This window comes from Halorussus salilacus (assembly GCF_024138125.1).
Lineage (GTDB): Archaea > Halobacteriota > Halobacteria > Halobacteriales > Haladaptataceae > Halorussus > Halorussus salilacus.
The window spans coordinates 979,844-1,005,835 of sequence record NZ_CP099993.1 but is presented as its reverse complement, the minus strand read 5'-3'; the positions used below and the strand labels follow the sequence as shown (position 1 = coordinate 1,005,835).

Sequence of the window (25,992 nt, the reverse complement as noted above, 5' to 3'; positions counted from 1 at the left end):
CCGTCTATCTGCTTATAATCTTGGAATAGAGAATGTGGAGTTGCCCCAAAGCTTATTAGATACCATGTCGTTCGATGACATGATGGCTTCAAGAGACCAAGATGAAAAAATATTGCTAATGTTCCTTGGAGTAGCCATCGTTGGACTACTCACAGCTGGTTTCGTGTTTGGGGTAGCCAATGGTGTGGCTTCAGGAATTGCAGGATTCCTGTACGACGCTGGCTTGCCAGAAGACATGGCAGTTAATGTGTACAAGATGGTGAGGTCAGCCATAGTGGGAACACTTGGTATGGGGGTTCTGGCTGGCGTGGTGGCTCTCGTTTGGAAATTCTACTGACAACGAGAGCCAAAGCTGATAGCGTTGCGTCGTCGCTGTTCAGCGGCTTCGACGCGACAGGTTTTTAAAATAGATAAATCACGCCTCGCTCGCATAAGCCCCTTCGCTCACAGAAAGTTTCTCACCTCGCAACTGAATTTATCCTCTAATAATATTGGTATTTTCTGTGGTAAGGGGCGGTCTCTTGTCCCGTCGAACGTGGGGAAGGGGGGTTCCCGGCCCGAAGTGTAGCATTGATGGTGACCGAAGGAGGTTCGACGGCTTCGGACATGTCGCCAACCTCGTGGACCCCGCGGAGGCAAAATCCGCCTGACTCGTCGGGTCCCCCGTCGCACTCACTCCTGTCCCCGCCACTCGCTCCGCAGAAGCCCGTACTGGATCATGTCCCGATGCTCGCCGTCCACGAACATGAACTTCCGCTTGCGCCCCTCCTCGTCGAATCCGAGCGACTCCAGCAGGGCGCGCGAGGCGTCGTTGAACGCGAAGACGTGCGCGCCGATGGCGGGGGTGTCGTACTCCCGGAAGACGTAGTCGACGACGAGGCCGACCGATTCCGTGCCGTAGCCCTCGCCGTGGACCTCCGGGACGAGCCAGTAGCCGAGTTCGGGGCGCTTGTAGTCGGCGTCTTTCACCGTGACGACGCCGACCCGCCGGAGGTCCTCGTCGTCGGGTCGGCCCGGACCGCCGTCGTCCTCGATGCAGACGAGGAATCGGTCGGCGCTCTCGTCCTCGACCAGACCGTCGAGTTGCGCTCGGTTCCGGAGGGGCGTTCCGAGCGGGTACCGGATGTCGGGGTCGGCGCTCGCGCGCTGGACGAACGGAACGTCCTCGCTCTCGACCGTCCGGAGCGTGACTCGCTGGCCGCGCGTGATGCGTGCGCCGGGCATACGCTCACCGATACTGTCGGGTGGCATATGCGTTCCGCATCCGACCGAAACGGGTCGGCGACCGGCTAGCACGAGGGTTTTTATCCCCCGCACGTCTGGATTCAGGCACGCGACATGAGCACGCTGGTGGTGTGCGTCGACCGCGACGACGACATCGGAACCAAGACCGGACTCGACACGCCCGTCGCCGGGTGGGAGGCGGTCCGGTCGCTGGTCACCGAGGTCGGACTCGCCGACCCCGAGGACGCCAGCGTCAACTGTCTGCTCGAATCCCTGCGGGTGGCTCGGGACCTCCGGGACGGCGACGAGGAGGTCACCGTGGCGGTCATCTCCGGGGCGGCCGACACCATGGTCGGCCGGGACCGTGCGGTCGCCGAGCAGACCGACCGACTCGTCGAGAAGTACGACCCCGACTCGGCGGTGGTCGTCATCGACAGCGCGCAGGACGAACGGCTCGTCCCCATCATCGAGAGCCGGGTACAGGTCGACGCGGTCGACCGCGTGGTCGTCCGGCAGGCCCGCGACATCGAGTCGACCTACTACCTGCTCAAGCAGTTCCTCGCCGACGAGGAGCTACGCCAGACCGTCCTCGTCCCGGTCGGGGTCGCCCTGCTCGCGTTCCCCATCCTGCTGATGGCGTTCGGGCAGGCCATCGCGGTCTCGACCATCACCGCGGTCATCGGCGTGTTCGTCCTCTACAAGGGCCTCGGCGTCGACGACTACGTCGCCGACCTCCCGGGGCAGGCCAAAGACGCGCTCTACTCCGGGCGGGTCTCCATCGTCACCTACGTGGTCGCCGCGGGACTGGCGCTCGTGGGCGTGTTCGCCGGAGCGCTCGAAGTCTCGGAGATGTCGATTCCGGTCGAGGGGGTGTTGATGCCCGCGATGGCGTTCGCGTTCGCCAGCGTGCCGTGGCTGGCCGGGGCCGCGATGGCGGCCTCGACCGGGCGGCTCCTCGACGAGGCCATCCGGAACGACCGGGTGCGAAACTCCTACCTCAACCTCCCGTTCGGCGTGCTGGCGGTCGGACTGGTGGTCCGGGGGTTCTCGGCGTACTTCCTCCAGCGCGAGGACTACCTCGCCCCGGTGGAGGTCCCCCACGTCGAGGTCGGCAACCTCACGCTCCGGAGCCTCTCGCTCGCGCCCGGCACCCGACTCGCGCTGTTCGTGACCGCTGGCGTCGTGGTGAGCCTCCTCGGGGTACAGCTCTCCTCGTACGTCACCGGCACGACGCTGGAGGAGATTCCGGAGTGAGACCGCGAGACATTTAGCCGCGGCACTCCGATTCGCGGCCATGAGCGACCAGCAGGGCCAGTGGGTCAGTCTCTTCTCGGGCGGCAAGGACTCCTCGTGGGCGCTGTACCGCGCCCTCGAATCGGGACTGGACGTGACGCGACTCCTCACGGTCCATCCGGAGGGCGACTCCTACATGTACCACGTTCCGGCGACCGAACTCGCGGCCCTCGCGGCCGAGAGCATCGGCATCCCGCTCGTGGAGGTCGAACCCGACGACTTCGGGGCCGACGACGCTGAGGAGTCGGGCGCGCAGGGCGACGCCGAACTCCGGCCCCTCGAAGCCGCCCTCCGGGACCTCGACGCCGACCTCTCCGGCGGCATCGCGGGCCTCACGGCCGGGGCGGTCGAGAGCGAGTACCAGACCTCCCGCATCGAGGGGCTGTGCGACCGGCTCGACGCCGACCTGTTCGCGCCCCTCTGGCGGGAGGACCCCCGAGAACTCGCCGACGCGATGCTGGAGGCGGGCTTCGAGATAACCGTCGTCCGGGTCGCGGCCTACGGCCTCGACGAGTCGTGGCTCGGCCGGACCCTCGACGCCGAGGCCTTCGAGGAACTCGAAGGACTCAACGAGAGCCACGGCGTCCACATCCTCGGCGAGGGCGGGGAGTTCGAGACGCTGGTCACAGACGGGCCCCACATGGACCGACCCATCGAACTGGAGTACGACACCGAGTGGGACGGGACGCGCGGAACGATTCGAGTCGAGGACGCTCGGTTGGGGTCGTAGCGTTCGGGTGCGGTCGGGCCCGTCCGGGGTCGCGAGCGCGGCGAAGCCGCGCTCGCGACCCGGGACGCGACCGTCAGTCCCCGTTCAGAATCTGGGTGTGCGCACCGATGAGCGCACCGGCGAGGTCCATGTTCTCGACGCGGGTCTTCTCGTCGATGATGGAGTCGCGGATGTCGCAGTCCCGGATGGTGGCGTTCGGGAAGACGATGGCGTTGTTGACGCTGGAGTTTACCACCTCTGCGTTCGGCATGACGTGGACGTTGTCGCCGACCGTGGTGTTCTCGACGGTGGCCGAGTCGGCGATCTTGCTCTCGCCGTCGAGCTTCCACCCCACGGCTTCGAGGTAGCTCTCGGGCGTGCCGATGTCGAACCACGCCTCGTCGAACGTGTAGGCGTACACCGACTCCTTCGACTGGAGCCACTGGACGAACCACCCTGGTTCGTCGGGGTTGTTGCCCGATTCGAGGTACTCGTCGAACCGCGGGATGGTGTCGGCGGTGAACACGTAGCACGCGATGGAGACCAGCGTGCTCTTGGGGTCCGCTGGCTTCTCTTGGAAGTCGACGACCTGCTCGCCGTCGAGTTCGACCAGCCCGTAGGACTTCGCGCGCTCCCGGGAGCCGACGTCGTAGGCCGCGAGCGTCGGCGAGTCGTTGGCCTCGAAGAAGTCGAGGAAGTCGCTGACCGCGAAGCTGATGAGGTTGTCGCCAGCGATGACGAGGGTGTCGTCGTCGATTCCCTCGCGGTCGAACAGCTGGGCCAGCGCCCCCACCACGCCGAACTTCTCGTCCTCTTCGGAGGTGTCCTCGATGGTGAGGGTGGGCTTGTCGAACTCGCTGTCGGCGAGGTGGTCCCGGAAGTCGTCGGCGAACCGCTCGTTGGTCGAGACGAACACCTCGTCTATGCGGTCGTCGGCCTCCAGTTCGGCGAATATCTGGTCGATGACGGTCGAATCCCCGACCGGGAGGAACATCTTCGGTCGGTGTTTCGTGATGGGCCACAGCCGCGTCGCGTACCCGCCAGCAAGAACGACGGCTTTCATAACACGAGGGTCGACCCGGCCCGGTAAGTCCTTTTTCATTTCCGAGGTTCCCGGCCGGATTTCCGCCCGCGACTCCTCACTCCCGGACGGCGTCGAGCCAGTCGGCGAGGGCGGGGTCCCCGCGATACCGGACCGTCTCGCTGCGCTCGTCGTACTCGACGACCCCGGCGTCGGCGAGTTTGGGCAGGTGGGCGTGGCGGATCGATATCGCCACCTCGCGGTCGGCGGCGTCCTCGGCGTCGGCGACGCGGTCGATGAGGTCCGAGAACGACGCGACGCCGTCGTCGGCGTCCACGAGGTACGCGAGCAGTTCCCGCCGCTGGGAGTCGGCGAGCAGTTCGAAGAGCACGTCGAGTTCGCTCGCCGACAGCGACCGCTCGGCCGGAACCGGCGATGGCACGTCCAGCCCTGTTTCGTCCCCCTCTGTCGTTCCCCCACGTCCGTCTGGCGCTGTTCGGTCTTCGCTCATGGTGACCCCTCGTTGCTACACAGTTTCGACGGAACGACAAAGAACGGTGAGCCTAAACACCTAGGGTCGGTCGTACTCGGCGTCGAAGAACGTGGCGAGCAACTCCCGCTGGGCCTTGCGGATGTGCTGGTGGAACGTCGGCGACGAGACGCCCAGCGAGGCGGCGACGTCCTCGGCGGTGCTGTCGCGGGGCCACTCGTAGTAGCCCGCGAAGTACGACGCCCGGAGCGCGGTCCGCTGGGCGTCGGTCAGTCGGTCGGCGAGGTCCCGGCGGAACTCCCGGGCGGTCCGAACGTCGCGTTCGCGCTCGCGCTTGGCGACGAGTTCGACGCTCGGGAACGACGACCGCACTCGCTCGACGACCTCGCGCACGTCGGCCTCGGCCGGGACCTCGGCGACGATCCGGGCCTCGCCGTCGCTCGTCACCGCCTCGGTCGTGTTCGCGCCGTACTCCGCGAGGGTCAACACCATCGACGACCCCGAGAGGACGAACTCCAACAGCGCCCCCTCGCCGCGCTCGCCGACGAGGCGCGCGTCCTCGACCGCGTCCCAGTCGTCGGCGAGTTCGAGGACGTCGTCCGAGTCGGCCCCTCTGACCGTGTCGTAGAACAGGAGTGTCCCGTCCGGGCCCGCGGCCATGCCTTCGAGTTCGAGGGTGCAATCGAGTCGGTCGGTGGCCGCGATGTAGAAGGAGTCGGGGTCGGTCAGCCGGAATTCGAGTTCGGCGACCGCGTCCGACAGCGCCAACTGACGGTGCTTGACCGCGCCGATGGCGAAGCCGATGACCTCCCCCAGCACCTCGAAGGCGTCGGTCTCGCGCCCGCTGAACGCCGAAACTCGGTCGGTCCCGACCGCGAGGACGCCGTAGGTCGCGTCGCCGTACCGGATAGGGACCACGATGCCCGACTCGACGCCGCTGTCGAGGAGGTTCGTCCGGTGTGATTCGCGGAGGGTCTCGTCGGCCGAGACGCTCTGGACCACCTGTGGTTCCCCCGAGTAGTACGCGGTCGGGACGGGTTCGTCGCTGTCCTGACTCGCGTCGATGGTCTCGACGAGGTCGCGCGCCGAGTCGTCGACCCCCGACCCCACGAAGTCGGTTATCGTCGACCCCGTGGGGTCGGGTTGGCCGACCCACGCCACCCGGTACAGCTCCGACTCCACGAGGCGGTCGCAGACCGTCCGCGCTATCTCCTCGCGGGTGGGCTCGCCGATGAGCGCCCGGACGACCCCGCGGGCGACCTCGTTGATGCGGTTCAGGGTCGCCAGTTGGTCGCGCTGGCTCTCCAGTGCCCGCTCGCGGACCTTCCGTTCGGTCACGTCCCGGTAGACGGTGACGGTGCCCGCGAGGTCGCCGTCGGGTCCGTAGTAGGGCGCGCGGGTCGACTCGAACACCCGCTCGCCGTCTCCGACCGGCAGGACCTCTTCGAACGTCTGGGTCCGCTCGGTCTCGCGGACCGCCCGCTCCTTCCGTCGGATGGCGGCCCCGCGCTCCTCGCCGAACAGTTCCTCGTCGGTCGCGCCGATCACGGTCTCCGGTTCGCGGTCCAGATACCTCGCTGTGGCCCCGTTGACGAACTGATACCGGCCCTCGCGGTCTTTCACCGTGATGGGGTCGGTGGTGCTCTCGATGATGGCCTCCAGTTGCTGGACCCGCTGGCGCAGGCCGTCTGAGTCGCCGTCGAAATTATCAGTCGCCACTATATTGATAACTTATATCATAGTCCCCTAAAACTCCCCCGGCGGAAGGGTTATGTTCGCTCGGTAGCGACCGACGGGTATGCGAGAGGCCGACGAGACGACCCGCGAGCGAATCGCCGCCCACCTCCGCGAGACCCCCGCCTCGCCGAGCGCCCTCGCGACGGAGTTCGACCTCACCGCGAGCCTCGCGGTCGAACACGTCCGTCACGTCGCTCGGTCGCTGTCCGAGAGCGACGAGCAACTGCTGGTGGCCCCGCCGGAGTGTCGCGACTGCGGGTTCGACGGCTTCGACGACCCGGCGAACCGGCCGTCGCGCTGTCCCGAGTGCAAGAGCGAGTCGGTCGAGGAACCCGCGTTCAGGATCGAGTAGTCAGAAGCCCAGCGACCGGTCCGACGAGAGGTCGTACTCCATCGACGACCCGACCTCCACGAACTCGTAGCCGTCGTCGGCGAGGTACACCCCGCCGTCGGCGACCGCGACCTCGACGCGCTGGAGGACCGCGCCCTCGCAGGGGCCGTAGGTGCAGGCCCCGGTATCGGCCGCGAACAGCGCGCCGTGCGTGCCGCAGACGAGTTCGCCGTCGCGCTTCTCCGCTCCGCTTCCCTTGTCCAAGCGCACGTCGGTCCAGTGCTGGCAGTAGTTTTCGTACGCACGCACCTCGCCGTCTTCCGTCCTCGTCAGGACCGCTTCGCGCTCGTCGAAGCCGTCCCGGACCGTGAAGAGGAGGGTCGAGTCGGTCGGCACGTCGTCGAGGTCGGCGATTCGGCTGTCCTCGTCCATCTGGGCGTGGGTAGTCGGTCGCCGCCTTTGAACGCTTCCGTTCGAGGATGGGAGACAGTTGCCCGGCCGAGGCGTCCCGTCCGACCGACGTTCCCCGACCGAGACGCCCGACCGGGAGTTCGACTACCTGTAGCAGTCGCGCTCGACTACCCGTAGCACTCGCGTTCGACGCGAGCGTCGAACGCCGCGGCGAGTTCGTCGGTAATCGGTCCCGCGCCGAGGTTCGCGCCGTCGAGCGACGCGAGCGGCCGAATCTCCCACGTCGAGTTGGTCAGGAACGCCTCGTCGGCCTCCCGAAGCGCGGCGAGGTCGTAGCTCCCCTCCTCGGTCGGAATCCCACGCTCGTCGGCGAGTTCGAGGACGACGCGGCGCGTGATTCCCGGCAGGACCGGGCCGTCGAGGCTCGGCGTGTGGAGGGTGCCGTCCCGGACGAAAAAGCAGTTGCTGGTCGCGCCCTCCGTGAGATTGCCGTCGCCGTCGCACAAAATGGCTTCGTCGGCGTCCTCGCCGAGTTCGAGGCGCGCGAGGACGCCGTTCAGGTAGTTGTGGGTCTTCGCGCTCGCGGGGAGGGCGTCGCCGGGAATCCGGCGCGTCTCGACCGACTCGGCGGTCGCGGGGGCGTCCCACACCGACTCGCTCCCCTCGCCGTCGGCCCCCGTTCCGCCCCGCGGGAGGTCGGCGACGTAGACGACGACCGTCGGGTCCTCGGTCGGGCCGGGCGACAGCTTTCCGGGCTGGACGCCCCGGGTTATCGAGAGCTTCACGTAGGCGTCCTCGAGGTCGTTCGCTGTGAGCGTCTCGCGGATTCGCCCGCGCAGGTCGGCGTCCGAGAGTCCGTGGTCGATTGCGAGCGTCTCGCAGGTCCGCCGGAGGCGGTCGGCGTGAGCCTCCCACTCGAACACCTCGCCGCCGTAGGCGCGCATCGTCTCGAACGCGGCGTCGCCGTACGTGAACCCGCGGTCGCGGACGCTCACCGTCGCCTCGTCGGCCGGGACGAGGTCGCCGTTTACGTGGTAGGTCGGTGGCATCGTTCCCAGAAGTTGCGTATCAGGTACTTACCGGCGTCGGTCAGGATGCTCTCGGGGTGAAACTGCACGCCGACGTGGGGTTTCGACTCGTGGCGCACCGCCATCAACACGCCGTCGTCGGTCCACGCCGTCGGGACCAGCGCGTCGGGGAGGGTGTCGTCGGCGACCGACAGCGAGTGGTATCGGCCCACCTCGAAGCGCTCGGGGAGGCCGGAGAACACGCCCGCGCCGTCGTGGCGAATCTGGGAGGGCTTGCCGTGGACCACCTCGGGCGCGTGGCCCACCACCGCGCCGTTGGCCGCACAGAGCGCTTGGTGGCCGAGACAGACCCCGAGTGCGGGGAGGTCGGTCTCGGCGAAGACGGGGACCGAGACGCCCGCCTCCGCGGGGGTTCCCGGCCCCGGCGACACGACTACGCCGTCGGGGTCGAGGTCCCGAACGTCGTCGAGCGTGACGGCGTCGTTGCGTCGGACCACGACCTCGTCTGCGAACTCGCCCACGTACTGGACGAGGTTGTACACGAACGAGTCGTAGTTGTCTATCACGAGGACGGTCATGGTCGGAGAGCCGTGTTTCGGTCGATGAGTCGCAACCGAGGGGGTTAACGCTCCCGGTTTTCCGAGGGAGACGTACCCGGCCTTCGCGGCGGAACCGCCCGGCTTCGGTCGGTCCGTCACTCCACGGCTACCCGTCGCTCCTCGCCGAGCGCCTCGTCGACCGCGTTCAGGAGCGCCCGCGCCTTCGCCAGCGTCTCCTCGTACTCGGTCTCGGGCACCGAGTCGTGGACGATTCCGGCACCCACGCGCAGGTGGTACTCCTCGCCGTGGCGAACCAGCGTCCGGATGACGATGTCGAGCGTCGCCCGGTCGTCGAACCCGAGGACGCCGACGCTCCCGGTGTAGGGACCGCGGCGAGTCGATTCGAGTTCGTCGATTATCTCCATGGTCCGGGGCTTGGGCGCGCCCGTGATGGTACCGCCGGGGAAGACGGCCGCTATCGCGTCGGCGAGGTCGGCGTCCTCGCGCAATCGCCCCTCGACCTCCGAGACGAGGTGCATCACCTCCGAGTAGCGGTCCACGCGGCGGTAGTCAGACACCTCGACGGAGCCGTACGCACACACCTTCCCGAGGTCGTTGCGTTCGAGGTCCACCAGCATGGCGTGTTCGGCCCGCTCTTTCTCGTCGCCGAGCAGGTCGGCTTCGAGGTCGGCGTCGGCCTCGGGCGTCTCGCCGCGCGGTCGGGTGCCCGCGATGGGTTCGGTGACGACGCGGTCGCCGTCCACGTCGAGCAGGAGTTCGGGGCTGGCGCTCACGAGGTCCACGCCCGGGAACTCCAGCAGGCAGGAGTACGGCGCGGGGTTCACCCGCCGAAGCGCGTCGAACGCCTCGACCGGGTGGACCGCGGCCCGCGCGACCAGCCGCTGGGAGACGTTCGCTTGGAACGTGTCGCCGTCACGGACGTACTCCTTGGCCCGGCGAACTCGGTCGGCGTAGTCGCTCCGACCGCAGTCGCTCTCGAACGCGGCGGTCTCGCCGTCGACCGGCGGGCGACCGACGGCGGTCTCGCCGTCGGTCGCCGCGCGAGCGAGTTCGAGGGCGCGCTCGCGGCCGGACTCGAACGCGCGCTCGACGCTCCCGGAGTCGTCGCTCTCAGAGCCGTCGCTCCCGGAGTCGTCGCCCCCGGAGTCGCCGAGTCGCGGGCAGGCGGTGACGCGCAGGGTCGTTTCCTCGCTCGCGTCTCGGGGTTCCTCCCACGCCGCGACGCGGTCGTACAGCCCGAACTGGAGTCGCGGGAGGTCGCGGTCGTCCTCGGCGTCGTCGGGCAGGTCCTCCAGTTCGCGGGCGAGGTCGTAGGAGAGCCAGCCGAACAGTCCGCAGGGGTACGGCACGTCGCAGTCGCCGCGGACGAGCCGTTCGCCGTCCAGTGCGGCGGTGAGGGATTCGAGACTCGGACTCCCGTCTTCCGAGAGCGCGACCGCCCTCTCGCGGACCTGCAGTCGCTCGATGGGTTCGACGCCGAAGTAGCCCCACCCCGACCGGCCGCCGGTGGTGGCGAGATAGAAGCCGCCGGGGCCGTCGCGCGCCCGCCGGTAGGCCTCGAACGGGTCGGGGACGCGCACTCGGACCTCGACGGGGACGCGCGCGCCTCGCGGGGCGTCACGGCACGTCTCGCGGAACGTCTCGCGGTCGGTCACGACGGTCGGGTCGCTCATCGGACGAGAGGTGGGAGGGGGCGGCTAACGGCTTTGCGATTCGCGCCGGTCAGCGGTTCTGCGCGCGCTCGATCCAGCCCGAGATGCGCTTCTCGGAGAGGTCGGTCTCCAGCGCGAGCTGTTCGGCGTCGGCCTTCGCCAGCGCCGCGACGTCGGGAACGCCCGCCCCGCGGAGCCGTTCGGCGTAGGCCGGACCGATTCCCTTGATCTCGTCGAGCGGTTCGCCCTCGCCGACGGGCTCGTCGGCGGCCGCGTCGACCTCGGCGGTCGCGTCTTCGTCGATGACCTCGTCTTCGCCAGCGGCCTCGCCCACGTCTGCGCTCGACTCCTCCTCGGTCGGTTCGGGGCTCGGCTCGGGTTCGGTGTCCTCGGTCTGGCCGGGTTGGCCCGTCTCGGTCGACGGCTGGGCCGCCTCCGCGGGTTCGGTCGCGTCCTGGACTCGGGTCTCCTCCTCGCCGTCGCCCTTGTCCTCGTCGGGCACGTCCGTGACGTCCTCGGTCGAGACGCCGGTCTCGGCGTCGGCGTCGGTCTCGTCGGACTCCGCGGACTCGTCGGTCTCGAAGGACTCCTCGGTTTTCGCGCCGGTATCGACGCCTTTGACGGCGCTCTCGGTCTCCGCGTCCGGTTCGGCCGACTCTTCGGGTTCCCGCTCGATGGTGACGCCCGAGTCGGTCCGGCGCACCTGCGAGCGGTCCTCGTCGAGTCCGAGCAACGACTTCAGCTTGGTGAGCAGTCCCATTTGCGTGACAGTAGACGGGCGTCCCACTTAAAGGCGTGCCCGAAGCGCCTCGTTCATCGCGTCCACGGGGGCGTCCCGACCGGTCCAGCGCTCGAAGGCCTCGACGCCCTGATACAGCAACATCCACGCGCCGTCGACCGTGGTCGCGCCGCGCTCGCGGGCCTCCCGGAGCAGTCGGGTCTCCAGTGGCCGGTACACCGCGTCGAGGACCGCGAGGTCGCCGTGGAGCGCGTCGGCGGGGACCGGCGAGCGGTCCTCCTCCATGCCCACGCTGGTGGCGTTGACCAGCAGGTCGGCGTCGGGAACCCGGGTTTCGAGCGTCTCCAGCCCTCCGGCGGTCGCCCTCTCGGATTCGCCGGTCGCGCCCTCGATGTCGTCTGCGAGCGCCTCGGCCCGCGAGACCGTGCGGTTCGCGACGTGGACCGACGCGCTCGCGTCGGCGAGCGCGAACGCCGCGGCGCGGGCGGCACCGCCCGCGCCGACCACCACGGCGTCGCGTCCGGCGAGGGTCACGTCGTGGTGCGCGAACGCTCGGCGCACGCCCGTGGCGTCGGTGTTGTAGCCGCGTGGGCGTCCGTCTCCGGCGAAGTCGACGGTGTTGACCGCGCCGATTCGGGCCGCCAGGTCGTCGGGTTCGACGTGAGCGAGCGCGTTCTCCTTGAACGGGATGGTGACGTTCAGCCCCGCGATACCGAGCGCCTGTGCGCCCTCGATGGCGGCCCCGAGGTCGTCGGGGGCGGGTTCGAAGGTGACGTACCGGGCGTCGGTCCCGAGGGCGTCGTAGGCGGCCTCGTGCATCGGCGGCGACAGCGAGTGACCCACCGGATTTCCGAGGAGTCCGTACACGTCCATACCACCAGAGAGCGCGTGACACCCGATAACGTCTGTGATTACTTCTCGGAGTCCGTTTCAGTGAAGTTTAAGTCCCACAGCGGAAAGGAACCCCCAATGTCAACTCTCGTGCTCGCGACCGACCACGCGTGGTCGGTCCTCGACGTCGCGTATCTCGTCGGTGGCATCTTGTTCCTGTATCTCGGCGCGGAACTCCTCGTCAAGAGCGCGTCGAAGCTCGCGGTCGGGTTCGGTGTCAACCCCGCGACGGTCGGAGTCACGGTCATCGCGTTCGCCACGACCGCTCCGGAACTGTTCGTCAGCATGGTCGGCGGCATCGGCATCGGCGACGACATCGGACTCGGGAACATCCTCGGGTCGAACATCGCCAACATCGGCCTCGTGCTCGGGGCTTCCGCGCTGGTTCGGCCGATGTCGGTCGACAAGGACGTACTGAAAAAGCACGGCCCGTTCATGTTCGTCGCGGCCGTTCTGCTCGTCGTCCTCGGGCTGGACGGGTCGTTGAGCGCGCTCGACGGTGCCATGATGCTCGCCCTGCTCGCGGGGTTCACGGGCTACCTGCTCTACGATTCGCGCAAGGGCGACGCCGCCGCGGCCATCACCGAGGACGTGGACGTAGACCGCGACGAGTCGAGTTCGCTTCGAGACGCGGTGATACTGCTCGGTGCGGGCGCGTTCCTCCTCGGCGGGTCGATGGGTCTGCTCGAAGGCAGTACCAACCTCCTGCGGGCGTACGGGTTCAGCAACCTCTTCATCGCGCTGACCGTCATCGCGTTCGGCACGTCGTTGCCCGAACTCGCGACCTCGGTCGTGAGCGCGTTCCGGGGCGAGGCCGAGTTCAGCATCGGCAACGTCATCGGGAGCAACATCTACAACGTGCTGGCGGTCATCGGCCTGCTCGCGATAGTGAATCCGCTCACCGTCAAGACCAGCGTCCAGTCGTTCCACTTCCCGGTCCTGCTGGGGTTCACGGTCGCCGCCATCGCGCTGATGGCCGCGAGCAGGCGCATCTCGCGCGCCAACGGGGTGTTGCTGTTGGCGGGGTACGCCGCGTTCATCTACTTCCTCTTCCCTGAACTGTAGCGCGAGGGCTCGTATTCCCGGAACTGCGCGTATTCCCGGAACTGCAGCGCAAGGCCTACTTTCGCGGGGCGTCTACGAACACCGAGCCAGATGTACAGCCCAGTACGCCACCCGCTACTCGCGGTCGCGCTCGCGCTGGCCCTCACCGCCCCGTGGCTCGCGACCTACCTGACCGGTTCGGCCGACTCGGTCGGCGTCGTCGGCGTGGTGGCTATCACCGGCCTCTCGGTCCTCGGCGCGTCGTTCCTGCTCGCCTGGGGTGCCGAGACCGCCGAGAAGGACGTGCCGCGGGCGTTCGCGATAGCCGTCCTCGCGGTGCTGGCGGTCGCGCCCGAGTACGCCGTCGACGCGCTGTACGCGTGGACCGCGGGCGCGAACGCGGGCACCGAGCGCGGCATCGAGGCCGGGAACCTCGCGGTGGCGAACATGACCGGCGCGAACCGCATCCTCATCGGTCTCGGGTGGTCGGGAATCGCGCTGTTCACGGTGTATCGGTCGCGCAGCGGCGACGACCCCGCGGTGGTCGAGCGACCGGGGTTCCTGCGAAACCGGGTCGAACTCGACCGCGACCTCGCGCTCGAAATCGCCTTCCTGCTCGCCGCGACCGCGTTCGCGTTCTTCGTCCCGCTGGGAGCGGGTATCGGCGTCGTCGACACCCTCGTGCTGGTCAGCATCTACGTCGCCTACATCGCCATCATCATCCGCGGCGACGTCGACGCCCACGACGAGCAGGTCGGGGTCCCGCGGTACCTCCAGCGGTTCTCGAAGGCCCCGCGAATCGCGACGGTCCTGTTCCTCTTTGCGTACTCCGGCGCGATGATCTACGTCGCTGTCCACCCGTTCGCCCACGGATTGGAGGAGATCGGGCTGTCGGCTGGCATCCCGCCGTTCTTCATGATTCAGTGGATAGCGCCGCTGGCGTCCGAATCGCCCGAGCTCATCGTGGTCGCGTACCTCGTGAACAAGGCGCGCTCGACCGCCGGGTTCAACGCGCTCATCTCCTCGAAGCTCAATCAGTGGACTCTGCTCATCGGGACGCTCGCGGTGGTCTACAGCATCGCGCTCGGACGAGTCGGGAGCCTCCCGTTCGACGAGAAGCAGGCCGTCGAGATATGGATCACCGCGGCCCAGAGCTTCTTCGCCATCGGCGTGCTCGCCAACTTCAGCATCAGCGTCCGGGAGGCGCTCGTCCTGCTCGCGCTGTTCGCCTCCCAGGTCGCCGTGGAGTTCTGGGTGATTCGGACGGTCGCCGAACCCGCGGCGACCGAGCTGTCCATCCTTCTCCTCTACGGCTACACCGCCGTCTACCTCCTTCTGGGCTCGGTGCTGTTCGTGGCCCGGCGCGACGAACTCCGGTGGATATTCGGCCGCACGGTCTCGAACGCCCGCGACGCCCTCCCCGGCGGCAGCGAGTCGGTGGACCACGCCGACGACTGACCCGCGTCGGCACCGACGCGGGTCAGTCGTCGGCGCTGGGCAGTCGTCGGCGCTGGGAAGTCGTCGGCGCTGGGAAGTCGCCCGAGCGGTCGCGGTTCGGGACCGTCGCGGTTCCGACGCGCTTTTCGCGCTCGCCCGACCTACACCCGACCGTGATAGCCATCGTCGTCAGCAGGGCCGACTCGGCCTCGGTTCACATCGGCGACCACCTGCTCGACCTCGCCGACTGGGAGCGTCGCGAGGACGACGCCCGCCCCGACGCCGAGGGCGGCGGCCGATACTACCGACGCGAGGGGTTCGAACTCCGGGAGTTCGAGGACCTCCACCTCGACATCGAGGACGCGGCCGAACCCTTCGCCGACCCCGACCTCCTCGTGTTCGTCTCCCGGCACTCGGGGGACACCGGCCCCCTCCTGACCGCCCACTTCACGGGCAACTTCGGTCCCGCGGAGTTCGGCGGTCGCGAGGGCCGACTCGCCGAAGCGTGTCCGAACGCCCACGCCCGCCTGCTCTCTGCCTTCGCCGACCGCGCGCCCGAGGGCTACGAGGTCGGGATGGAGTGCACCCACCACGGTCCCTCGGCGGTCGGCGTCCCCTCGATGTTCGCGGAACTCGGGAGCGACGACCCCCAGTGGGACGACCCCGCGGCCGCGCGGGCGGTCGCCCGCGCGGTCCTCGATCTGGAGGGAGTCGCGGCCCACCGCCCGAGACAGTTGGTCGGGTTCGGCGGCAACCACTACGCGCCGCGATTTTCGCGCATCGCCCGCGAGACCGACTGGGCGGTCGGCCACGTCGCGGCCGACTGGGGACTCGCGGCGTTGGGCGCGCCCGCCGAGAACCGCGAGGTGATCCGGCGCGCGTTCGAGCGGAGTCGCGCCGAGGTCGCCGTCCTCGACGGCGACCGTCCCGACCTCGAAGCCGTTATCGAGGAACTGGGCTACCGGGTCGTGAGCGAGACGTGGGTCCGCGAGACGACCGGCGTCCCGCTCGGCCTCGTCGAGCGACTGGAGGCCGACCTCTCGACGGTCGGCGAGGGCCTGCGGTTCGGCGACCCCGCCGCGGGCGGGGTCGCCGACGACGGTCGCGGCACGGACGACTACGAACTCGTCGCGCTCCCCGACGACCTGCTCGCGGAGGCACAGGGAATCGACCCCGACGCGGCACGCGAGGCGGTCGCGGCCCACGCGCTCGCGTTCGAGACCGAGCAGAGCGGCACCCGCGCGGTCGGTCGGGCCGCGATTCGCGGTCCGAGGGACCGCGAATCGCTCGTCGGGGCGCTGGCCGGGGTGCTCGAATCGAAGTACGAGTCGGTCGCGCGCGAGGCCGACGCGGTCGTCGCGCGCGAGGTCGCCTTCGACCCCGAGAAGGCGCGCGAACTGGGGGTCGAGGAGGGTCCGGCGTTCGGCAGACTGTCGGCGGGCGAGGCGGTCGAGGTCGAGGGCGCGCAGATTTCCCCCGAGGCGGTCAGAAGCGAGCGGGTTCGGCGGTTCCCGGTCTGAGTCCGGGGATTCCCCGCGCGACACCCGTTCTCGCGCCGAACTGTCACCAGATGTCAGACATTCGTCCGACAGAGAGGGGAAAGATAATTACGCTCCGTTCTCAAGGCAACTTCAGCATGGACTCGCTAGTCGAAGACGCCATCGAGGAAGCCGAGGAGGACACCTCCTCCCGGCAGCCCGCTTCGGGGGCTGGGGCCCAGGACGTGAACCCCTCGGGGACGATGACCGACGAGGAGCTGAAAGACGTTCTCCAGGACCTCCAGACCGACATCACGGTCGTGGGCTGTGGCGGAGCCGGTGGCAACACGGTCAACCGGATGGCCGAGGAGGGCATCCACGGCGCGAAGCTCGTGGCCGCCAACACCGACGTACAGCACCTCGTGGAGATCGAGGCCGACACCAAGATTCTGATGGGCGAGCAGAAGACCCAGGGCCGGGGCGCTGGCTCGCTGCCGCAGGTCGGCGAGGAGGCCGCCCTCGAAAGTCAGGAAGAGATTTACGACGCGATTCAGGGGTCGGACATGGTGTTCGTGACCGCCGGGCTCGGCGGCGGGACCGGTACCGGCTCCGCGCCCGTGGTCGCGAAGGCCGCCCGCGAGTCGGGCGCGCTCACCATCTCCATCGTCACCACGCCGTTCACCGCGGAGGGCGAGGTCCGCCGGACCAACGCCGAGGCCGGACTGGAGCGTCTGCGTGACGTGAGCGACACCGTCATCGTGGTGCCCAACGACCGCCTGCTCGACTCGGTGGGCAAGCTCCCGGTTCGGCAGGCGTTCAAGGTCGCCGACGAGGTGCTGATGCGCTCGGTCAAGGGCATCACCGAACTCATCACCAAGCCCGGCCTCGTCAACCTCGACTTCGCCGACGTGCGCACCGTGATGGAGAAGGGCGGCGTGGCGATGATCGGGCTTGGCGAGAGCGACTCGGACGCCAAGGCACAGGACTCGGTGAAGTCGGCGCTCCGGTCGCCCCTGCTCGACGTGGACATCTCGGGCGCGAACTCCGCGCTCGTGAACGTGACCGGCGGCAACGACATGTCCATCGAGGAGGCCGAGGGCGTGGTCGAGGAGATATACGACCGCATCGACCCCGACGCCCGCATCATCTGGGGCACCTCCATCGACGAGGAACTCGACGGCGAGATGCGCACCATGATAGTCGTCACGGGCGTCGAGTCCCCCCAAATCTACGGCCGCAACGAGGCCCAGCAGGCCAAGGCCAACCAGAAGCTCCAGGACATCGACTACGTCGAGTAGCCCCCGACTCCGGGTCCGCGCTTCGGTGGCGTCTGCCATCGGGGCTCGCCACCGCCGCCCGTCGCGGTCGGTCCCCCGCGTTTCCCTCGTTCGACCCCCGAACAGTCGCGACGCTCGCCGGTCTGGCCGCCGTAACAGAGCAATAGATAGAAAAAGGTCGCTCCCTAACTCCCGACAACAATGGACGTCAAGCTAGACCTCACGTCGTACGTGCGGGTGCTGAAGCTCGCCAGCACGCCCTCGTGGGAGGAGTTCTCGAAGATCTCGAAGATCGCCGGTGCGGGAATCGTCCTCGTGGGACTGCTCGGCTTCATGATCTACGCCGTCATGAGCTTCATCCCGGCATAGGTGATCGGAATGCCAATGTACGCAGTCAAGACGACCGCGAGTCAGGAGCGCACCGTCGCGGACATGATAATCAACCGCGAGGAGCCCGAGATTCACGCCGCGCTCGCGCCCGACTCGCTGACGAGCTACGTGATGGTCGAGGCCGACAACAACGCCGTCATCAGCCGCGTCCTCGAAGAGATTCCCCACGCCCGCAACATCGTTCCGGGCGAGAGCAGTATCTCTGAGGTCGAGCACTTCCTGTCGCCGACCCCCGACGTGGAGGGCATCGCGGAGGGCGACATCGTGGAACTCATCGCCGGACCGTTCAAGGGCGAGAAGGCGCAGGTCCAGCGCATCGACGAGGGCAAAGACCAGGTGACGGTCGAGCTGTACGAGGCGACGGTCCCGATTCCGGTGACGGTCCGGGGCGACCAGATTCGGGTGCTGGACTCCGAAGAGCGGTAAGGGGGAGTACGTTTCTCGGTAGTCGTCGTTCGATGGCGTGTTTCGATAGCTGTCCTTCTACTCGGCGCGCGAGGAACGCGCGAGGGACTCACGACCGAACGAAGTGAGGGAGTGAGGAGGCTGGGGAGGACGAGGTGCGGTCTTCATAGGTGCCGGGAGTAGCTAGCTTCGTGCTGACCGACGTTTCAGTGTCCGTCGAATCTGCGCTCGCTACTGCCGTCACCTAGGAGTACTGCAACTGCACCGCGACTAGATGCCGGGAGTAGCTAGCTTCGTGCTGACCGACGTTTCAGTGTCCGCCGAGTCTGCGCTCGCTACTGCCGTCACCTAGGAGTACTGCAACCGCACCGCGACTAGATGCCGGGAGTAGCTAGCTTCGTGCTGACCGACGTTTCAGTGTCCGCCGAGTCTGCGCTCGCTACTGCCGTCACCTAGGAGTACCGCGACTAGATGCCGGGAGTAGCTAGCTTCGTGCTGACCGACGTTTCAGTGTCCGCCAAGTCTGCGCTCGCTACTGCCGTCACCTAGGAGTACCGCAACCGCACCGCAACTGCACCGCGACCGCAGGCCACGTCCTCCCCAACCGACTGCGCTTCTCGCTCGTCGTTTCACTCCTCGCTCCGATGCTCGTCCCTCGCGCGTGTCGGCGTGGGCCAAACCGCGGCCCACGCCAGCACGCGCCGGAGTGGAAAGTGGGAATTCGTGTGGGGTGGAAAGTGGGAATTCGTGCGGGGTGGAAAGTGGGGGGTCGTGCGGGGTAGAAAGTGACGATTTTCGAAACGACGGATTCGTCCCTACAGTTCCTCCAGCGACCGAAGCTTTTGCTCGACGCTCGGGGGCGCGGCGCTCGGCCCGTCGCGCACCCGGTGGTCGGGAATCAGGAGGGGCGCGGGGTTCTCGTCGAGCGCGGTTCGCACGTCGTTCAGGTCGTCCTCGTCGGTGTGGTCGACGCCGCTGGTCATCCGGGCCAGCGTCTCGACGTTTATCTGCTCGCCGTACGGAATCTCGCGGACGCGCTCCAGCACCCGGCGGTGGACGGTCGGCACCGTGAGCGCGACCGCCACGTCGCTGAAGTCGTCCTCCACGCCGCCCAGATAGTCGAAGATGCGGTCGAGCAGGTCGTGGTCATCGGCGGCCTCGTCGTCGGGCGAGTCGGGGAACGAGACGCTGACCACGCGTCCGCTCGCGACTCCGATCTGGACGTGGCGGCCCAGATACGGTGATTCGCGCGCGAAGATTCCGGCAACGTCGCCCGTGTCGTCCATACCTCGGGGTTGGGCCGGTCGGGACTTGAAGATTCCGCGAGGGGCGACCCACCAGCGCAAGCCTTATGTACAATTCCGTCCGTTGATGCACAATGATGAACGAAAGCGAGGAACTCGCGCCAGCGGTTCGGTCCATCCTGCGGGCCGCCGAGGCGCGCGGCGACCCCCGAGAGGGGGACCTGTCGGTCGAGGCTCGGTCGCTCCCCGACGCGCTCGCCCGGGCCGAATCCGAGGGGCGCGTGCCCGTGATCGCGGAGGTCAAACCGACGAGTCCGACGACCGACGGCACCCGCGAGGCCGACCCCGTCGAACTGGCCGAACGGATGGTCGAGGGCGGCGCGGCCGCCCTCTCGGTGCTGACCGAACCCGACCACTTCGGCGGGTCGCCCGAGAACCTCCGGCGGGTCCGCGAGGCGGTGGACGTGCCGGTCCTCCGGAAGGACTTCGTGCTGGACGAATCGCAGCTCGACGCGGTGGCGGCCGACGCCGTCCTGCTCATCGCGCGGTTCGTCGGCGACGACCTGCCGGAGCTGGTCGAAGCCGCCGAACGGCGGGGGTTCCAGCCCCTCGTGGAGGTCCACGACCGCTCGGAACTCCGCGAGGCGCTCGACGCCGGGGCCGAGATACTCGGCGTGAACAACCGCGACCTCGCCAGACTGGAGGTCGACCTCGAAACCTTCGAGGCGGTGGCTCCCCACGCTCCGGACGAGGTCACCCTCGTCGCCGAGAGCGGAATCTCCTCGCCCGAGGACGCCCGGCGGATGCGGGAGGCGGGGGCCGACGGTCTGCTCGTCGGGTCGGCGATAATGGCGGGAGACGTGACCGAGAACACGCGGAGGCTGACACACGCATGAGTAGCGAATCCAAGTTCGGCGAGTACGGCGGTCAGTACGTCCCCGAGGCGCTGATGCCCGCCATCGAGGAACTGACCGACGCCTACGAGCGATACGTACTGAACAACGAGGACGGCTTCGTCGACGAGTTCCGCGAGCGACTGGCCGACTTCGGCGGCCGCCCCACGCCGCTTCAGCGGGCCGACCGCCTGAGCGAGCGCTACGACCGCGAGGTCTACCTCAAGCGCGAGGACCTCGTCCACGGCGGCGCGCACAAGCTCAACAACGCGCTCGGGCAGGTCCTGCTCGCGAAGTACATGGGCAAAGAGCGCATCATCGCCGAGACCGGCGCGGGCCAGCACGGCACCGCGACCGCGATGGCGGCGGCCCACCTCGACATCGACTGCGAGATATACATGGGTCGGACCGACATCAACCGCCAGCGCCCGAACGTCTTCCGGATGCGCATCCACGACGCCGAGGTGAACCCGGTGACCGCGGGGTCGGGGACGCTCAAGGAGGCCATCAACGCGACGATGCGCGACTGGGCGACCAACGTCGAGGACACCCACTACGTCATCGGCTCCGTCGTGGGGCCCCACCCGTTCCCGAAGATGGTCCGGGACTTTCAGTCGGTCATCTCCGAGGAGGCCCGCGAGCAGATTCGCGAGAAGGCGGGACGGCTCCCCGACAGCGTGGTCGCCTGCGCGGGCGGCGGGTCGAACACGATGGGCGCGTTCCACGAGTTCGTCGGCGACGAGGACGTGGACCTCCTCGCGGTCGAAGCGGGCGGGTCGGGCCTGACCATCGACGAGGAGGCGGGGCTCGCGCCCCACTCGGCGTCGCTCTCGGCGGGCGAGGAGGGCGTCCTCCACGGCGCGCGGACCAAACTCCTCCAGAACCCCGACGGCCAGATTCTCGAATCCCACAGCGTGAGCGCGGGCCTCGACTACTCGGGCGTCGGCCCCGAACTCGCGCACCTCGTCGACGAGGGACGTGTTCGCCCCGTCAACGTGGGCGACGACGCCGCGCTCGAAGCGTTCCACCGGCTCTCGAAGCTCGAAGGTATCATCCCCGCGCTCGAATCGAGCCACGCGCTGGCGTACTTGGAACGCGCGGCGCTGGGCGACGCCGACGACGACCTCGGCGAGGTCGTCGTCGTCAACGTCTCGGGCCGGGGCGACAAGGACCTCGACACGGTCATCGAGGAGAGCGATTCGCGCGACATCGACGCCGCGCCGAGCATGGAGGTGTTCCAGAGTGAGTGAGAGCGACCTCGAAGCCGCCTTCGCCGACGGACCCGCGCTGGTGTCGTACGTCGTGGCGGGCGACCCGGATGTCGAGTCGACGAAGGAGCACGTCCGGGCGCTGGTCCGGGGCGGGGCCGACGTGGTCGAACTCGGGCTGCCCTTCTCCGAGCCCATCGCGGAGGGACCGACCATCCAGCGGGCCGTCCGGCGCGCGCTCGACGCGGGGATGACCCCCGAGCGCTACCTCGACCTCGTGGCCGACCTCCGGGAGGACGTGGACGTGCCCCTCGTCTGCATGACCTACTTCAACCCCATCTACCAGTACGGAGCGGGCGAGGCGCGGAGCGCCTCGGATGCGAGCGGTGAAACCGCGAGCGAAGGCCCGGAGCCCTTCGTCGCGGCCGCCGCGGAGGCGGGCATCTCGGGGTTCATCGTCCCCGACCTCCCGGTCGACGAGAGCGGCCCGCTCAAGGAGGCCTGCGAGGCCCACGGCCTCGACCTCGTGTTCATGGTCGCGCCGACCACCACCGACGACCGACTCGACCGGATGCTCTCTCGGGCGAGCGGGTTCGTCTACGTGCAGGGCCGACTCGGCACCACCGGGGCGCGCTCGGACGTGAGCGACCGGACCCACGGGAGCCTCGGCCGACTCGACCGGACCGACCTGCCGAAGGCGGTCGGGTTCGGCATCAGCGAGCGCGACCACGCCCGCGAGATCGTCGCGGGCGGCGCGGACGGCGTCATCGTCGGGAGCGCGTTCGTGGACATCGTGGCCGACGGCCGAGATGCCGCCGACCGACTCGAAGCCAAGGCCCGCGAACTCAAGGCGGGCGCGCTCGACGGCGCGAGCGAAGTACCGGAACCAGAACGAACTTAACCGCACATTGCCAGAGTTTCACACAATATGACTGCGGGAATCGACGCGCGACTCGAACGCATCGGCACAGACGGGAAGTACGTGATCGTCCCGATGGACCACGGCATCACGCTTGGAGCGGTCGAGGGGCTCGTGGACATCGAATCGACCATCGACGCGGTGACGCGGGGCGGGGCCGACTCGGTCCTGACCCAGAAGGGCATCGCGCCCCGGGTCCACCCGAACAAGAACGGCGCGGGCTACGTGGTCCACCTCAACGCCTCGACCACCATCGGGCCGGACAGCAACGACAAGCGCGTGACGGGCACCGTCAAGGAGGCGGTCCGGGCGGGAGCCGACGCCGTCTCGTTCCACATCAACGTCGGCAGCGACTACGAGCGCGAGCAGATCGAGGACCTCGCCGAAATCACGGACGAGGCCGACGACTACGGCATGCCCGTGCTGGCGATGGCCTACGCCCGCGGGCCGGGCGTGGACGAACACGACGCCGAGAGCCTCGGCCACGCGGTCCGACTCGCCGAGGAGGTGGGGTCCGACGTGGTCAAGACCGCCTACAGCGGCGACGCCGAGAGCTTCGAGCGCGTGGTCGAATCGACCCGCCTGCCCGTGGTCATCGCGGGCGGCGAACCCGAGGGGGACCGGGCGACCCTCGACGCGGTCCGGGGCGCGATGGACGCCGGGGCCGCGGGGGTCTCGATGGGCCGGTCGGTGTTCCAGCACGACGACCCAGAGGCCATCGCGCGGGCGGTCTCGCTGGTGGTCCACGACGGATACGCCGCGGACGAGGCGCTGGCGGAGGCGGGACTAGACTTGGAAATCTAACTTAATGGACTAACTCGCAATACACCATTAAGAAGCAGTACCATGTAATAAATAGCAAATGTTGAAGACACAAGAGCCGCTATCACAAATATCCAGTATATTATTGAAATTTTACTTCCCCACCACTCTACCCTATGACCACTCATTTTTGCCAAGCTAGTTTTCCATGTATGTGAACAATTACTGATTACAGATGAAAGTAAAACAAAAACCGCCGTGATAATTGTGAGGAATGTAACTAAATTGCTGGTTTTCATGAGAGTTTTGTAAATTTGGCAGGGTGATTCCCCCCTGTCTTGAAATTAGTAGTTAGCAAGTAACTTCCTGTGTAATCGGGGAGAAGAAGCTCGGACTCAAACCTGAAGCTTGAGTTGTTATCATAATTATACTCCTCCACCCAAAAGGTTTCTTTCGCAAGTGAATGCGTCCGTCCGGGAACAGAAACTATAAGCTCAAGTTCGTCTGACGGAAATTCTTTTAACATATTCCCTTTCCAGTCTACTGGGGTAATTTCGCCCTTTATCGACTGATCCTCATCTGTAAATATGTCTCTCTCTAAAGAGATATACACCTCATTTTTCCGGCCTTGAAGAACACGTTCCGTTACATTCCCCTTTTCATTCTTTATGTATGCAAAGTTCCTTTCTGTTTCTTCTCTAGTTTGCTCTACTTCCTCTGTTATTGGAGAATCTATCCTGTACACTGCCCAAAAACGAGGTGCGACGGTTCGGGCATCATCTTTGATTTTAATTGTGAGAGAATCGTCAAACGCTCTTCCTATAACCATACCGCTGTTTTTTCCACTTGGATTATTAGCAATACTGAAGTGTGGTATAACCCCATGGGGGCTATGGATTACATCATCGCCATCTGCCGTAATTTTATAGCAGTGGTTATTTTCACCCCCGCTAACTCCTATTGCCTTAAGCATTCCCTTACTACCAGTTATGTCTAAGAGGTCAATATATGATGTGCTATCTGCGTAATTTGCAACTGCTTTTGTCCCCATCTCTCTCCCCTCCCCTTGTTAACTAATCATGGCACTCTATATAAGTGTTTTGTGGGGCTTCTTTATTGGGCCGCAAGATAAATAAGGGTTGTGGTAGTAATAGGTTTCAGGACTTGGACCAACACGACGATGAACCACAGGGACCCTAAAAATGTTGTTTGATTTATTTAAAGACGAGCAGAAGATGCAGGCTAAAAGATGGTTTAAGACTAACTACGAACAATATCCTATAGGGATTAAGGGTTTTGGAAAACGGAAAGAAGACGATTCTATTACGATAAAGCTGAGCGACCCAGTAGATATACGTATTCTTTCGAAGATACTCAAAGAAGAAGAGTATGTAGTTGAACTTACTAAAGCGAAAAATGGACATTCTATTCTTTCCTTTTACAGTGTCTATTCCCATGGAGAAACAGCAGAAGAAAAAATGCTAGAGGGCGTCTTCCATGAAGAGCAACAAGTACCTCTTGGCCCAAATCCTATACATGAGGGAAGCGCTAATTCTCGCACCAAATATTTAAAAAAATATTTGGAAAGAAAATACTCATAGCTAGTCTTGTATAGATTGAAAATTATATCTAGTATTATACTTTATGAGACCCTGGGTTGGTTCCTCCTCATAACGTAGCAACTTCAGTACGTTAGGTGTGGTAGTTCACCTGTAAGTTCTTTCTAAAACGTGCACCGAGAACGGAATCGATAAACGCCGCCCGGCAAATTTTACGCGCATGGAGCGCGAGCCACAGGACTTCGGGCGCGTCCTCTCGTCGATGTGCACGGAGCCACACCCCGACGCCCGCGAGGCCGCCCGGCGGTTCCTCGCGAGCAACCCCGGCGACCCGACGACCTACCCCGCGGTCGCGGAGTTGGAGCGCGAGGTCGTCGAGCGCCTCGGCGAGATGACGGGGCTCTCGGACCCCCGCGGCTACGTCGCCAGCGGCGGCACCGAGGCGAATCTGCAGGCGGTCCGGGCGGCCCGGAACCTCGCCGACTCGCCCGACCCGAACGTGGTCGCGCCAGAGAGCGCCCACTTCAGCTTCCGGAAGGCCGCCGACGTGCTCGACGTGGAGCTACGGCTCGCGGCCACGGGCGACGACAGGCGCGCCGACCCCGCGGCGGTCCGGCGACTCGCCGACGCCGAGACCGCGCTCGTGGTTGGCGTCGCCGGGACCACCGAGTACGGTCGGGTCGACCCCGTCGCCGACCTCGCGGGCGTGGCCCGCGAGGTCGGCGCGCTGATGCACGTCGACGCGGCGTGGGGCGGGTTCGTCCTCCCCTTCACCGACCGGGCGTGGAACTTCGAGGACGCGCCGGTCGACATCATGACCATCGACCCCCACAAGATGGGGCGCGCGCCGGTCCCCGCCGGGGGCTTTCTCGCGCGCGACGAGAGGGTCCTCGACGCGCTCGCGGTCGACACCCCGTACCTCGAATCCACCTCGCAGGCCTCGCTCACGGGGACCAGAAGCGGCGCGGGGGTCGCGGGCGCGCACGCCGCGCTCGCGGCGCTCTGGCCCGATGGCTACCGCGAGAACTACGAGCGCGGGCAGGCCAACGCCGAGTGGCTTGCCGACGCGCTCGCCTCGCGGGGCTACGAGGTCGTCGACCCCGTCCTGCCCCTCGTGGCGGCCGACGTGCCCCGCGAGACCGTCGACGCGCTCCGCGAGGAGGGCTGGCGGGTCTCGCCCACCGGGTCCGGAGAGCTTCGAGTGGTCTGCATGCCCCACGTCACCCGGGAGATGCTCGAATCGTTCGTCGCCGACCTCGACGCGGTCTGAGTTCGTCGCCGACCTCGACG

29 protein-coding genes are annotated in these 25,992 nt (G+C 66.8%); 16 read left to right on the top strand and 13 right to left on the bottom strand.

What is annotated here, in order from left to right; translation table 11 throughout:
• Positions 1-64: 64 nt before the first annotated feature.
• Positions 65-337, top strand: a complete 273-nt coding sequence (locus NGM10_RS05145; protein ID WP_253482528.1) for a hypothetical protein — start codon at positions 65-67, stop codon at positions 335-337.
• A 335-nt stretch (positions 338-672) separates the two neighbouring features.
• Here the strand turns inward: NGM10_RS05145 and NGM10_RS05140 are convergent, their stop codons facing one another.
• Positions 673-1,224, bottom strand: coding sequence for a GNAT family N-acetyltransferase (locus tag NGM10_RS05140; RefSeq protein WP_253482525.1), 552 nt, complete (start codon positions 1,222-1,224; stop codon positions 673-675).
• Positions 1,225-1,338: 114 nt separating this feature from the next.
• Here NGM10_RS05140 and NGM10_RS05135 point away from each other — a divergent pair, with 114 nt between their 5' ends.
• Both NGM10_RS05135 and NGM10_RS05130 read left to right on the top strand, forming a co-directional pair.
• Positions 1,339-2,478: a DUF373 family protein gene (locus NGM10_RS05135; protein WP_253482523.1), complete on the top strand. Its 1,140-nt coding sequence runs from the start codon at positions 1,339-1,341 to the stop codon at positions 2,476-2,478.
• 40 nt (positions 2,479-2,518) lie between these two features.
• Positions 2,519-3,247: a diphthine--ammonia ligase gene (locus NGM10_RS05130; protein ID WP_253482521.1), complete on the top strand. Its 729-nt coding sequence runs from the start codon at positions 2,519-2,521 to the stop codon at positions 3,245-3,247.
• A gap of 73 nt (positions 3,248-3,320) precedes the next feature.
• On the opposite strand, the gene NGM10_RS05125 is transcribed toward NGM10_RS05130, so the two are convergent.
• The 3 genes from NGM10_RS05125 to NGM10_RS05115 all read right to left on the bottom strand — a co-directional run bounded on the left by NGM10_RS05125 (position 3,321) and on the right by NGM10_RS05115 (position 6,456).
• Positions 3,321-4,289 (bottom strand): nucleotidyltransferase family protein, encoded by a 969-nt coding sequence (locus tag NGM10_RS05125; RefSeq protein WP_253482519.1) that lies wholly within the window; start codon positions 4,287-4,289, stop codon positions 3,321-3,323.
• Positions 4,290-4,365: 76 nt separating this feature from the next.
• Positions 4,366-4,758: a winged helix-turn-helix domain-containing protein gene (locus NGM10_RS05120; RefSeq protein ID WP_253482517.1), complete on the bottom strand. Its 393-nt coding sequence runs from the start codon at positions 4,756-4,758 to the stop codon at positions 4,366-4,368.
• A 60-nt stretch (positions 4,759-4,818) separates the two neighbouring features.
• A complete protein-coding gene (locus NGM10_RS05115; RefSeq protein WP_253482515.1) occupies positions 4,819-6,456 on the bottom strand; it encodes a bacterio-opsin activator domain-containing protein in 1,638 nt (545 codons plus the stop codon).
• Positions 6,457-6,535: 79 nt separating this feature from the next.
• On the opposite strand from NGM10_RS05115, the gene NGM10_RS05110 reads away from it, so the two are divergent.
• Entirely contained in the window at positions 6,536-6,826 is a 291-nt protein-coding gene (locus NGM10_RS05110; RefSeq protein WP_253482513.1) for a transcriptional regulator, read from the top strand.
• Here NGM10_RS05110 and NGM10_RS05105 read toward each other — a convergent pair whose 3' ends face one another.
• The 6 genes from NGM10_RS05105 to NGM10_RS05080 form a co-directional block, all read right to left on the bottom strand.
• Entirely contained in the window at positions 6,827-7,237 is a 411-nt protein-coding gene (locus tag NGM10_RS05105) for a Rieske (2Fe-2S) protein (protein ID WP_253482511.1), read from the bottom strand.
• Between the two features lie 146 nt (positions 7,238-7,383).
• Positions 7,384-8,265, bottom strand: a complete 882-nt coding sequence (locus NGM10_RS05100; RefSeq protein WP_253482508.1) for an aminotransferase class IV — start codon at positions 8,263-8,265, stop codon at positions 7,384-7,386.
• Entirely contained in the window at positions 8,244-8,822 is a 579-nt protein-coding gene (locus NGM10_RS05095) for an anthranilate synthase component II (protein ID WP_253482505.1), read from the bottom strand. The genes NGM10_RS05100 and NGM10_RS05095 overlap by 22 nt, the downstream gene beginning before the upstream one ends.
• 116 nt (positions 8,823-8,938) lie before the next feature.
• The gene (locus tag NGM10_RS05090; protein WP_253482502.1) at positions 8,939-10,477 is read right to left on the bottom strand and encodes an anthranilate synthase component I family protein; all 1,539 of its coding nucleotides are present in this window, start codon (positions 10,475-10,477) and stop codon (positions 8,939-8,941) included.
• 49 nt (positions 10,478-10,526) lie between these two features.
• Entirely contained in the window at positions 10,527-11,216 is a 690-nt protein-coding gene (locus NGM10_RS05085) for a helix-hairpin-helix domain-containing protein (protein WP_253482499.1), read from the bottom strand.
• A gap of 27 nt (positions 11,217-11,243) precedes the next feature.
• Positions 11,244-12,068, bottom strand: a complete 825-nt coding sequence (locus NGM10_RS05080) for a shikimate dehydrogenase (protein ID WP_253482496.1) — start codon at positions 12,066-12,068, stop codon at positions 11,244-11,246.
• 96 nt (positions 12,069-12,164) lie between these two features.
• Between NGM10_RS05080 and NGM10_RS05075 the strand changes: the two genes are divergently transcribed.
• Positions 12,165-13,151 carry a calcium/sodium antiporter gene (locus NGM10_RS05075; RefSeq protein WP_253482493.1) on the top strand — a complete coding sequence of 329 codons (987 nt, stop codon included), beginning with the start codon at positions 12,165-12,167 and terminating at the stop codon, positions 13,149-13,151.
• A gap of 90 nt (positions 13,152-13,241) precedes the next feature.
• Positions 13,242-14,588, top strand: coding sequence for a sodium/calcium exchanger protein (locus tag NGM10_RS05070; protein WP_253482490.1), 1,347 nt, complete (start codon positions 13,242-13,244; stop codon positions 14,586-14,588).
• Positions 14,589-14,610: 22 nt separating this feature from the next.
• Here NGM10_RS05070 and NGM10_RS05065 read toward each other — a convergent pair whose 3' ends face one another.
• The gene (locus NGM10_RS05065) at positions 14,611-14,751 is read right to left on the bottom strand and encodes a hypothetical protein (RefSeq protein ID WP_253482487.1); all 141 of its coding nucleotides are present in this window, start codon (positions 14,749-14,751) and stop codon (positions 14,611-14,613) included.
• Between NGM10_RS05065 and NGM10_RS05060 the strand changes: the two genes are divergently transcribed.
• The 4 genes from NGM10_RS05060 to NGM10_RS05045 all read left to right on the top strand — a co-directional run bounded on the left by NGM10_RS05060 (position 14,741) and on the right by NGM10_RS05045 (position 18,138).
• Complete coding sequence (locus NGM10_RS05060; protein WP_253482485.1) at positions 14,741-16,087, top strand: D-aminoacyl-tRNA deacylase; 1,347 nt, start codon at positions 14,741-14,743, stop codon at positions 16,085-16,087. The two genes, NGM10_RS05065 and NGM10_RS05060, sit on opposite strands and share 11 nt — an antisense overlap.
• Before the next feature lie 116 nt (positions 16,088-16,203).
• Positions 16,204-17,343, top strand: a complete 1,140-nt coding sequence (gene ftsZ / locus NGM10_RS05055; RefSeq protein WP_253482482.1) for a cell division protein FtsZ — start codon at positions 16,204-16,206, stop codon at positions 17,341-17,343.
• A 180-nt stretch (positions 17,344-17,523) separates the two neighbouring features.
• Positions 17,524-17,691, top strand: a complete 168-nt coding sequence (locus NGM10_RS05050; RefSeq protein WP_253482479.1) for a protein translocase SEC61 complex subunit gamma — start codon at positions 17,524-17,526, stop codon at positions 17,689-17,691.
• Between the two features lie 9 nt (positions 17,692-17,700).
• On the top strand, positions 17,701-18,138 hold the full coding sequence (locus tag NGM10_RS05045) for a transcription elongation factor Spt5 (protein ID WP_253482477.1): 438 nt from the start codon (positions 17,701-17,703) through the stop codon (positions 18,136-18,138).
• Between the two features lie 794 nt (positions 18,139-18,932).
• Here NGM10_RS05045 and NGM10_RS05040 read toward each other — a convergent pair.
• Entirely contained in the window at positions 18,933-19,403 is a 471-nt protein-coding gene (locus tag NGM10_RS05040) for an MGMT family protein (RefSeq protein ID WP_253482474.1), read from the bottom strand.
• A gap of 95 nt (positions 19,404-19,498) precedes the next feature.
• Between NGM10_RS05040 and trpC the strand changes: the two genes are divergently transcribed.
• Genes trpC through NGM10_RS05020 form a run of 4 tightly spaced genes read left to right on the top strand, consistent with a single transcriptional unit; the run spans position 19,499 to position 23,185 of the window.
• Positions 19,499-20,257, top strand: a complete 759-nt coding sequence (gene trpC / locus NGM10_RS05035; RefSeq protein WP_253483766.1) for an indole-3-glycerol phosphate synthase — start codon at positions 19,499-19,501, stop codon at positions 20,255-20,257.
• Positions 20,254-21,504, top strand: coding sequence for a tryptophan synthase subunit beta (gene trpB, locus NGM10_RS05030; protein WP_253482471.1), 1,251 nt, complete (start codon positions 20,254-20,256; stop codon positions 21,502-21,504). Before trpC ends, trpB begins: the two co-directional genes overlap by 4 nt.
• The gene (gene trpA / locus NGM10_RS05025; RefSeq protein ID WP_253482468.1) at positions 21,497-22,363 is read left to right on the top strand and encodes a tryptophan synthase subunit alpha; all 867 of its coding nucleotides are present in this window, start codon (positions 21,497-21,499) and stop codon (positions 22,361-22,363) included. Before trpB ends, trpA begins: the two co-directional genes overlap by 8 nt.
• 27 nt (positions 22,364-22,390) lie before the next feature.
• Entirely contained in the window at positions 22,391-23,185 is a 795-nt protein-coding gene (locus tag NGM10_RS05020; RefSeq protein WP_253482465.1) for a 2-amino-3,7-dideoxy-D-threo-hept-6-ulosonate synthase, read from the top strand.
• Between the two features lie 253 nt (positions 23,186-23,438).
• Here NGM10_RS05020 and NGM10_RS05015 read toward each other — a convergent pair whose 3' ends face one another.
• Positions 23,439-24,194 (bottom strand): hypothetical protein, encoded by a 756-nt coding sequence (locus NGM10_RS05015; protein ID WP_253482463.1) that lies wholly within the window; start codon positions 24,192-24,194, stop codon positions 23,439-23,441.
• 184 nt (positions 24,195-24,378) lie between these two features.
• Between NGM10_RS05015 and NGM10_RS05010 the strand changes: the two genes are divergently transcribed.
• Together NGM10_RS05010 and mfnA are read left to right on the top strand one after the other, a co-directional pair.
• Entirely contained in the window at positions 24,379-24,744 is a 366-nt protein-coding gene (locus NGM10_RS05010) for a hypothetical protein (RefSeq protein ID WP_253482460.1), read from the top strand.
• 178 nt (positions 24,745-24,922) lie between these two features.
• Complete coding sequence (gene mfnA, locus NGM10_RS05005; protein WP_253482457.1) at positions 24,923-25,972, top strand: tyrosine decarboxylase MfnA; 1,050 nt, start codon at positions 24,923-24,925, stop codon at positions 25,970-25,972.
• Positions 25,973-25,992: the final 20 nt, after the last annotated feature.

Coding starts and splice junctions, on each gene's coding strand:
- NGM10_RS05145 (WP_253482528.1), top strand. CDS start 65: ATGTCGTTCGATGACATGATGGCTTCAAGAGACCAAGATGAAAAAATA.
- NGM10_RS05140 (WP_253482525.1), bottom strand. CDS start 1,224: ATGCCCGGCGCACGCATCACGCGCGGCCAGCGAGTCACGCTCCGGACG.
- NGM10_RS05135 (WP_253482523.1), top strand. CDS start 1,339: ATGAGCACGCTGGTGGTGTGCGTCGACCGCGACGACGACATCGGAACC.
- NGM10_RS05130 (WP_253482521.1), top strand. CDS start 2,519: ATGAGCGACCAGCAGGGCCAGTGGGTCAGTCTCTTCTCGGGCGGCAAG.
- NGM10_RS05125 (WP_253482519.1), bottom strand. CDS start 4,289: ATGAAAGCCGTCGTTCTTGCTGGCGGGTACGCGACGCGGCTGTGGCCC.
- NGM10_RS05120 (WP_253482517.1), bottom strand. CDS start 4,758: ATGAGCGAAGACCGAACAGCGCCAGACGGACGTGGGGGAACGACAGAG.
- NGM10_RS05110 (WP_253482513.1), top strand. CDS start 6,536: ATGCGAGAGGCCGACGAGACGACCCGCGAGCGAATCGCCGCCCACCTC.
- NGM10_RS05105 (WP_253482511.1), bottom strand. CDS start 7,237: ATGGACGAGGACAGCCGAATCGCCGACCTCGACGACGTGCCGACCGAC.
- NGM10_RS05100 (WP_253482508.1), bottom strand. CDS start 8,265: ATGCCACCGACCTACCACGTAAACGGCGACCTCGTCCCGGCCGACGAG.
- NGM10_RS05095 (WP_253482505.1), bottom strand. CDS start 8,822: ATGACCGTCCTCGTGATAGACAACTACGACTCGTTCGTGTACAACCTC.
- NGM10_RS05090 (WP_253482502.1), bottom strand. CDS start 10,477: ATGAGCGACCCGACCGTCGTGACCGACCGCGAGACGTTCCGCGAGACG.
- NGM10_RS05085 (WP_253482499.1), bottom strand. CDS start 11,216: ATGGGACTGCTCACCAAGCTGAAGTCGTTGCTCGGACTCGACGAGGAC.
- NGM10_RS05080 (WP_253482496.1), bottom strand. CDS start 12,068: ATGGACGTGTACGGACTCCTCGGAAATCCGGTGGGTCACTCGCTGTCG.
- NGM10_RS05075 (WP_253482493.1), top strand. CDS start 12,165: ATGTCAACTCTCGTGCTCGCGACCGACCACGCGTGGTCGGTCCTCGAC.
- NGM10_RS05070 (WP_253482490.1), top strand. CDS start 13,242: ATGTACAGCCCAGTACGCCACCCGCTACTCGCGGTCGCGCTCGCGCTG.
- NGM10_RS05065 (WP_253482487.1), bottom strand. CDS start 14,751: ATGGCTATCACGGTCGGGTGTAGGTCGGGCGAGCGCGAAAAGCGCGTC.
- ftsZ (WP_253482482.1), top strand. CDS start 16,204: ATGGACTCGCTAGTCGAAGACGCCATCGAGGAAGCCGAGGAGGACACC.
- NGM10_RS05050 (WP_253482479.1), top strand. CDS start 17,524: ATGGACGTCAAGCTAGACCTCACGTCGTACGTGCGGGTGCTGAAGCTC.
- NGM10_RS05045 (WP_253482477.1), top strand. CDS start 17,701: ATGCCAATGTACGCAGTCAAGACGACCGCGAGTCAGGAGCGCACCGTC.
- NGM10_RS05040 (WP_253482474.1), bottom strand. CDS start 19,403: ATGGACGACACGGGCGACGTTGCCGGAATCTTCGCGCGCGAATCACCG.
- trpC (WP_253483766.1), top strand. CDS start 19,499: ATGAACGAAAGCGAGGAACTCGCGCCAGCGGTTCGGTCCATCCTGCGG.
- trpB (WP_253482471.1), top strand. CDS start 20,254: ATGAGTAGCGAATCCAAGTTCGGCGAGTACGGCGGTCAGTACGTCCCC.
- NGM10_RS05020 (WP_253482465.1), top strand. CDS start 22,391: ATGACTGCGGGAATCGACGCGCGACTCGAACGCATCGGCACAGACGGG.
- NGM10_RS05015 (WP_253482463.1), bottom strand. CDS start 24,194: ATGGGGACAAAAGCAGTTGCAAATTACGCAGATAGCACATCATATATT.
- NGM10_RS05010 (WP_253482460.1), top strand. CDS start 24,379: ATGCAGGCTAAAAGATGGTTTAAGACTAACTACGAACAATATCCTATA.
- mfnA (WP_253482457.1), top strand. CDS start 24,923: ATGGAGCGCGAGCCACAGGACTTCGGGCGCGTCCTCTCGTCGATGTGC.